The sequence below is a fragment of the Kribbella sp. NPDC058245 genome (assembly GCF_042882005.1).
In the GTDB taxonomy this organism is placed as follows: domain Bacteria; phylum Actinomycetota; class Actinomycetes; order Propionibacteriales; family Kribbellaceae; genus Kribbella.
The window spans coordinates 217,445-224,351 of the sequence record NZ_JBHVWY010000017.1 but is presented as its reverse complement, the minus strand read 5'-3'; the positions used below and the strand labels follow the sequence as shown (position 1 = coordinate 224,351).

7 protein-coding genes are annotated in these 6,907 nt (G+C 68.7%); all 7 read right to left on the bottom strand.

The genetic code is table 11. The features are described from left to right. Window positions 1-398 precede the first annotated feature (398 nt). The 7 genes from ACFVWG_RS33575 to ACFVWG_RS33545 all read right to left on the bottom strand — a co-directional run bounded on the left by ACFVWG_RS33575 (window position 399) and on the right by ACFVWG_RS33545 (window position 6,868). Complete coding sequence (locus ACFVWG_RS33575; RefSeq protein ID WP_391547484.1) at window positions 399-872, bottom strand: GNAT family N-acetyltransferase; 474 nt, start codon at window positions 870-872, stop codon at window positions 399-401. Continuing rightward, window positions 869-1,522: a hypothetical protein gene (locus ACFVWG_RS33570; protein ID WP_391547483.1), complete on the bottom strand. Its 654-nt coding sequence runs from the start codon at window positions 1,520-1,522 to the stop codon at window positions 869-871. Before ACFVWG_RS33570 ends, ACFVWG_RS33575 begins: the two co-directional genes overlap by 4 nt. A gap of 28 nt (window positions 1,523-1,550) precedes the next feature. Further along, window positions 1,551-2,195 (bottom strand): DUF5063 domain-containing protein, encoded by a 645-nt coding sequence (locus ACFVWG_RS33565; protein WP_391547482.1) that lies wholly within the window; start codon window positions 2,193-2,195, stop codon window positions 1,551-1,553. After that, window positions 2,188-2,787, bottom strand: a complete 600-nt coding sequence (gene recR, locus ACFVWG_RS33560) for a recombination mediator RecR (RefSeq protein ID WP_391547481.1) — start codon at window positions 2,785-2,787, stop codon at window positions 2,188-2,190. Before recR ends, ACFVWG_RS33565 begins: the two co-directional genes overlap by 8 nt. Before the next feature lies 1 nt (window position 2,788). Beyond that, the gene (locus ACFVWG_RS33555) at window positions 2,789-3,223 is read right to left on the bottom strand and encodes a YbaB/EbfC family nucleoid-associated protein (RefSeq protein ID WP_391547480.1); all 435 of its coding nucleotides are present in this window, start codon (window positions 3,221-3,223) and stop codon (window positions 2,789-2,791) included. A 197-nt stretch (window positions 3,224-3,420) separates the two neighbouring features. Further along, window positions 3,421-4,041: a LysE family translocator gene (locus ACFVWG_RS33550; protein WP_391547479.1), complete on the bottom strand. Its 621-nt coding sequence runs from the start codon at window positions 4,039-4,041 to the stop codon at window positions 3,421-3,423. Between the two features lie 19 nt (window positions 4,042-4,060). Continuing rightward, complete coding sequence (locus ACFVWG_RS33545; protein WP_391547478.1) at window positions 4,061-6,868, bottom strand: DNA polymerase III subunit gamma and tau; 2,808 nt, start codon at window positions 6,866-6,868, stop codon at window positions 4,061-4,063. Window positions 6,869-6,907: the final 39 nt, after the last annotated feature.

The window sequence follows — 6,907 nt, the reverse complement described above, 5'->3', positions numbered from 1 at the left end:
ACCAGTCCCCAACCACCTACGAAACCAGCACCGCCACTACGCTCCCATCAGCGGCGTAATCCACCACCCGTGTCCACGAACCGGGGGCAAGGCCCTTGGCTAACCGCAGGCAGTTGGCCCACCCACCACCGCGTGGACTGACCCACCAAATGGGGTGGGTTGACGAACCGCAGGGAGCGAGCGGCCCCCACCTCGGCCGGTACGACGTTGTGCTCGGTTCGACCGTATCGACGAGTATCTGGTGGGTTAACCCATGGGCTGGTGGGTTATGGACCCGCATGCGGGTGAGGAACCCACAATCTCGTGGGTTAACCCATCCGGTTGGGGGTCGGCTAACCGCATGCAGTTGGCCCACGCACCATGCGATGGGCTGACCCACCACCGCGTGGGCTGACCCGTCAAAGGATGAGCTCCAAGGTGAGTTCGTCGCGGAGCGGGATGCCGTAGTCGCCGGTCTCCGGGATCGTGGGTTTCACCTTGCGGGACTCGTCGACCGCGCCTGGTGTGACGCCGATGATGCGGAGGCCACGGCGTTGATAGAAGCGCAGGGCGTCCACGTTGTCGTTGGTGGTGATGAGCCAGAGGCGCTTCGCACCGGTCGTCCGAGCGAGCTCGGTTGCCGCGGACAGCAACGCCGTACCGACACCGGTATGACGCTCGGCTGCATGCAGGGTCACGACCTCGAAGTCATCACCCTGTACGTCGTACGTGAGCAGGCCGTCGATCTCGCCGTCCCGCTCGACGATCAGCCCGGGCAGGGCGGTCGCGTCGTAGGTGACGCCATGCGCGATCACCGTCGTACCGCCGTTCAAGGTCAAGAACTGCGCCACGGCACGGCGGTCGTCGGGACCGATCGGCCGTACGTCGATCATGAGCGTGGGTAGCCGATTTCGGCGATGCCCTCGGCGAGATCGGGCAGGCGGCGTTCGCGGTTGAGCGAGGTGACGACGTACTCGGTCAAGGGCATCAACGCGTAGACGTGCCGGATCGGTTCGATGTCGAGCTCGACGCCGTAGTAGTCCTCCGCGAACGACAGGAACGCCTCCGGGTTGCCGTCGGCCAGGAGCTGGAACAAGTAGTTGGCACCGTCCTTCTCCACGTCCTTGACCGGACCGCATTGCCAGGCGTCGTCGGCGGGGGTCCGCCAGATGCAGACCGTCGCACGCGGTACGCCGTCATCGGCGAAGGCGGGTTCATCGCGCGCGGCGTGAAAGACCTCCGGTACGCCGTCCAGCAGGCCGGGCCACAGCTTGCCGTTCCGCGCCCACGGCGACATCGGCGACTCGTGGTCGAACCCGTAAACGAACGCGCCCTCGGCGGAGAACACGATCGAGTACTCGTTGCCCGAGCCGTCGCGCATCAACGCGGCTTCCTCGGTCTCCGACCAGCGGGCGTCGAACGCGAAGAACGGCAGCATGTCATCGTCACCGTCCAGGATCAGGTCGAGGACGGCGAGGGCGCGGCTGACCCGGCGGACGTGGCCGATATCGGGCAGCCGCTGGATCACTTCATGAACGGACATCGGGCCATTCTCCCCGATGGTGCGGGCCTTATCGGCGCTGAACGGCTTCCTCGGCGACCTCGACCAGCTCGCGGTCGGTAGCCTCGGTCTCGGGATCGTGGGCCGGCTCCAGCCGGTCGTGGGCGATCAGCGACTGGATCGCCCGCAGTACGGCGCTCGCGGCCGCACCCCAGGTGGACACGTACGAGAACTGCCACCACCACAGCGCCTCGACGATCCGGCCCTCTTCGTAGTGGGCCAGGCCGTGCACGAGGTCGGTCGCGATCGCGGTCAGGTCGTCGGACAGCCGGTTCACCGTGATCTCCGGCGGTGCGGCGTACGGGTCGAAGACCTCGGCGTACTCGTCGAGACCCTCGAAGAGCACCGCCAAACGGTCACGCATCGCGTCCAGATCCGGATCCGGGCCCGCGTCGGACTCGAAGCGCTCCTCCGGCACGAAGTCCTCGAACGCGCCCAGCCGGCCACCGGCCAGCAGCAGCTGGCTGACCTCGAGCAGCAGGTACGGCAGCGAGGCGAGCCCCTCGTCCACACCGTCCTCGTCCGGCTGTGCCGCGATGTCGCGCACCGAGATCAGGAAGCTCTGCACCTGGTCGGCGATCTGTTCCGCGAACTCGGTGAGATCGTCCGAGCCGATGCTCAGCGCGCGCTCTGCCATATCGGTTGATTCAGTCATCGATCGATCGTCGCCCTTCAAACGCCCGTCCGAGTGTGACCTCGTCGGCGTACTCGAGGTCACCGCCTACTGGAAGTCCACTAGCCAATCGAGTCACGCGCAAGCCCATGGGCCGCAGCAACCGGCTCAGGTACGTCGCCGTCGCCTCGCCCTCGAGGTTCGGATCGGTGGCCAGGATGATCTCCATCACCTCTCCACCGGCCAGCCGCTGCAGCAGCTCCTTGATCCGCAGCTCGTCCGGCCCGATCCCCTCGATCGGTGAGATCGCCCCGCCGAGCACGTGGTACCGGCCGCGGAACTCGCGGGTCCGCTCGATCGCGACCACGTCCTTGGCCTCTTCGACCACACAGATCAGGCTCAGGTCCCGGCGCGGGTCCCGGCAGATCCGGCACTGCGGTTCCTCCGCGACATTGCCGCAGATCTCGCAGAACTTGACCTTCTCCTTGACCTGGATCAGCACGTGCGCGAGCCGCCGTACGTCGGTCTCGTCGGACGCCAGCAGGTGGAACGCGATCCGCTGGGCGGACTTCGGACCGACCCCCGGCAACCGGCCGAGCTCGTCGATGAGGTCCTGAACGGCCCCCTCGTACATGTCAGGCCGGGTTCTGGCCGGGCGGGCCGGACGGCTTGGTGAAGCCGATGCCGCCGCCGGGGAGCTCGGGGCTCGGCCGGTCGTCGTCCAGACCGGCGTCAGCCGGGCCGCCGAAACCGGGGATGCCGTTGGCCAGCGGGCCCATCGCCTGCGCGGCGGCGGCCTTCGCGTTCTCCGAGGCGTCCCGGACCGCGGCCACGATCAGATCGGCCAGCGTCTCGGTGTCCTCGGGGTCGACGGCTTCCTTCTTGATGTCGAGGCGGAGCAGCTCACCCGTCCCGGACACGACAGCGCCCACCAGGCCACCGCCGGCCGACCCCTCGACCTCCTGGGTCTCCAGGTTGGCTTGCGCCTGCATCAGCTGGTCTTGCATGGCCTGTGCCTGCGCAAGCAGGTTGGACATGTCGAAACCACCAGCACCGCCACCGTCGAACACGCGATCTCCTCGTCGAGCCGCCACCGAATTCTTCGACCAACCCTAGCCGGTCACCTGGACATCTCTTCGATCCCCCGGAAACCGACCAGTCTCCCCAAGTTTTCCACAGGGCTGTGAACATCTCCGTCCACACCCCTGTGGATCTTGTGGAAACCCGTGCCGGCCACCCACAGATACTGAGGGTGACCGGTGGACATTCAGCGCTGGAGGGCCAACCGAGCGCCGAGCCCGATGAACAATCCACCGGTCGTCGCGTCGATCCCACGCCGTACTCGCTCCCGGGTTCGCAGCCAGCCACCGATCCGCCCAGCGGTCACGCCGACCGCGCCGTCCACCAGGAACTCGAGCACGACCAGGACCGCCCCGAGGACGGCGAACTGCAGCCACAACGGTCCGCGGGTGGGGTCGACGAACTGCGGCAGGAACGCCAGCGTGAACGTCACCATCTTGGGGTTCACCAGATTGGTCAACAGCCCCATCGAGTACGCGCGACGGCCAGAAACGCCGCCCTGCAGGTCGAGTCCGCCACCTCGCTTGCGGATCATCTGGATCCCCATGAACACCAGATAGGCCCCGCCCGCGATCCGCGTCACCGCGAAAGCGGCGGGCACCGCGGCGAACAGCGCCACCAACCCGGCCGCAGCCAACGCCACATGGATCACTTCGCTGGTGGCAACCCCAGCCGTGGCCAGTACACCGGCCCGGGCTCCACCGCGGATCCCACAGCCCAGCACGAACATCATGTCCGGCCCGGGCACCACCATGGCCAGCAATGTGGTCAGAACGAACGCAAGAAACACCTGCTCATCAATAGGCACCTCACGATGCTCACATGATTCAGCGGGCCCCGTTGGTCTCTTCCATGATGATCTCGGCGCCGAGGGTGTCCCGCAGCAGATCCGTATGCGACCGCGAGTCCTCTTCCAGTACGACGTCGTCCTCGCCGATCGAGTCGGCCTCTTCCTCCGGCGTCAACGGCGCGGCCTGGACCACCGGCGCCGCCTGCTGCCGTCGAGCCTGCTCAGCCGCCACTGCCGCCTCGGCCGCCCGTCGCTTGCTGGCGGCCTGCTGCCGCCGATCCATGTCGGGAGCCGGCGCTGCTGCCTGTGTCGGTGCGGCTGCCTGAGCTGCTGGCGTTGTGGCGGGTGCTGGCGCGGCTGATGGTGCTGGGGTGCTCTGCTCCCAAGCTTCCGGCTCCGGCGGTACGTCGTACGGATCCGGCGGCTCCTGCAGATCCACCGCAGTCGGCGCCTCAGCTCCCCAGGCTCCGCTCTTGGCCACCTTCTCGGGTGCTTTCTCGGGTGCCACGGCCTGCGCTGGCGGCGGCTGGACGGGCTGACTGGCAACCGGCGCGTCGACCCGAGCAGTCGGCTCGGCCACCGGCGCATGCCCAGTCGGACCAGCAGGAGCGGGCGCAGCCGGACCGCCACCACCAGCAGGAGCCCCGGAACCACCCGCCGGACCTGCCCCGGCCGGCGGACCACCTGCACGCGGTCCAGCACCACCAGCAGGTGCACCTCCCGCACCAGGATCGGCCGACGGGTCCACCACAGCCTCGATCCGCCGGTTCAGCCCGATCGTGTCGATCATGGCCTGCCGCAGGATGTCCTCGCTCCCGGACCGCGAGAAACTCTCCCGCGCCCCGGCATTCAGCATGCCCAACGTCAACGTCTGATCGTCGACCGCGATGACCTGCGAGTTCTGGCTCAGCATGATCCACGCGAACCGCCGCTTGGCCTTCACAGCCTCCAACACCTGAGGCCACAACCGCCGAACATCCGCCAGCCCCACAGCCCCCACCGAAGGCGACCCCACCGGCGCGCTAGGAGCAGCCGGTACGGCGCTCGCGGCCGGCTGCGGACTCGCAGGCGCACTCTGCGGGACAGCCGTCGTCGGCTCATCCCCCCAAGCCCCCTGCCGCCCACCAGCCACCTGCCCCGCACCGGATCCCCCAGCGCCCGGCGCCGAGCCGCCACCCGCACCACCTGCTGGCGAGCCGACGCCGGCCGCACCAACGGCGGCCCCAGTCTGCTCTCCTGCGCCCCTTGAACTGTTCTCGGCGGCAGCGGCGGGAGGTGGCACAGCCCCACCCGCCGCATCACCGTCTACCGCCGTGGGACCAGGAGCGGCACCAGCCTGCGCGCCTGCGGCAGTGTCAGCAGGCACAGGGCCCGTCGCGCCGCCCTGCCCACCCACGGCAGAACCCGCAGCGCCGCCCACACCTGAGGCGGCGGCACCTGCACCGTCGACTCCGCGGGCACCTGCCTGCTCGGGACCACCTGTGGAAAACGCCTCGGCGGCAGCGGCGGGAGGTGGCACCGCGCCACCCGCCGCAGGACCAGCAGCCGAGCCGGCGCCCGCCGTACCGACGTCTTGGCCAGCGGCTGCCGCGCGGGCGGCTGCTCGGCTGGCGGCGGCGTCGGGTGCTGGGGCGGAGGGTACGGCATAACCGGCGGCGTCAGCCGGACCCGGGATGCCCATGGACAGGCGGCGCTCCATCCGGTCCAACCGCGCCTGAATTCCATTCGTGGAGTCGTCGGCGCCAGGCAGCAGCACCTTCGCGCAGATCAGCTCGAGCTGCAGCCGCGGCGCAGTGGCACCGCGCATCTCCAGCAGCCCCGCAGCCACAATGTCCGCGGCCCGCGTGAGCTCAGCCGCGCCGATCCCAGCGGCCTGCGTCTGCAGCCGCTCGCCCTGATCCTCAGCAGCCTCGATCAGCCCGGACGCCACCGCATTCGGCACCGCGGACAGTACGACGAGATCCCGCAGCCGCCGCAGCAGATCCTCAGCGAACCGCTTCGGGTCCTGCCCGGTCTCGATCACCTTCTCGACCGTCTCGAACACGGCCTTGCTGTCATGCGCCGCGAACCCGTCAACACACGCATCCAGCAGCGAATCGGGCGTGAAGCCGAGCAGCGCAACCGCCAGCTCATAAGTCACGCCGGCCGGCCCCGCACCACCGATCAGCTGGTCGAGCACGCTCAGTGAGTCACGCACCGACCCCGCACCCGCGCGCACCACCAACGGCAGCGCTGCCGGCTCGATCGCGACACCCTCGGACTCACACAGCGTCGCCATGTAGTCGCCGAGCACCTTCGGCGGCACCAGCCGGAACGGGTAGTGATGCGTCCGGGACCGGATCGTCCCGATCACCTTGTCGGGCTCGGTCGTGGCGAAGATGAACTTCAGGTGCGGCGGCGGCTCCTCGACCAGCTTCAGCAGGGCGTTGAAGCCCTGCGTGGTCACCATGTGCGCCTCGTCGATGATGTAGATCTTGTAGCGGCTCTCGACCGGCGCGAAGAACGCCCGCTCACGCAGGTCACGCGCGTCGTCGACACCACCGTGCGACGCGGCGTCGATCTCGATCACGTCGATACTGCCGGGGCCACCGCGGGCCAGGTCGGTACACGATTTGCAGACGCCGCACGGCTCGGCGATCGGGCCCTTCTCACAGTTGATCGCGCGGGCCAGGATCCGGGCGCTGGTGGTCTTGCCACACCCGCGCGGCCCGGAGAACAAGTAGGCGTGGTTGACCCGGTTGTTGCTCAGCGCGTTCCGCAGCGGCGCGGTGACGTGCTCCTGGCCGATGACCTCGGCGAACGTCTCCGGGCGATACCGGCGGTACAACGCAAGGGGTGCTTCCACGCCGCAACCCTAGCGCCGCCCGCCGACATTTCCACCGTC

Bases quoted from the DNA above. Each gene is read 5' to 3' on its own strand.
- ACFVWG_RS33575 (WP_391547484.1), bottom strand. From the start codon at position 872: ATGATCGACGTACGGCCGATCGGTCCCGACGACCGCCGTGCCGTGGCG.
- ACFVWG_RS33570 (WP_391547483.1), bottom strand. From the start codon at position 1,522: ATGTCCGTTCATGAAGTGATCCAGCGGCTGCCCGATATCGGCCACGTC.
- ACFVWG_RS33565 (WP_391547482.1), bottom strand. From the start codon at position 2,195: ATGACTGAATCAACCGATATGGCAGAGCGCGCGCTGAGCATCGGCTCG.
- recR (WP_391547481.1), bottom strand. From the start codon at position 2,787: ATGTACGAGGGGGCCGTTCAGGACCTCATCGACGAGCTCGGCCGGTTG.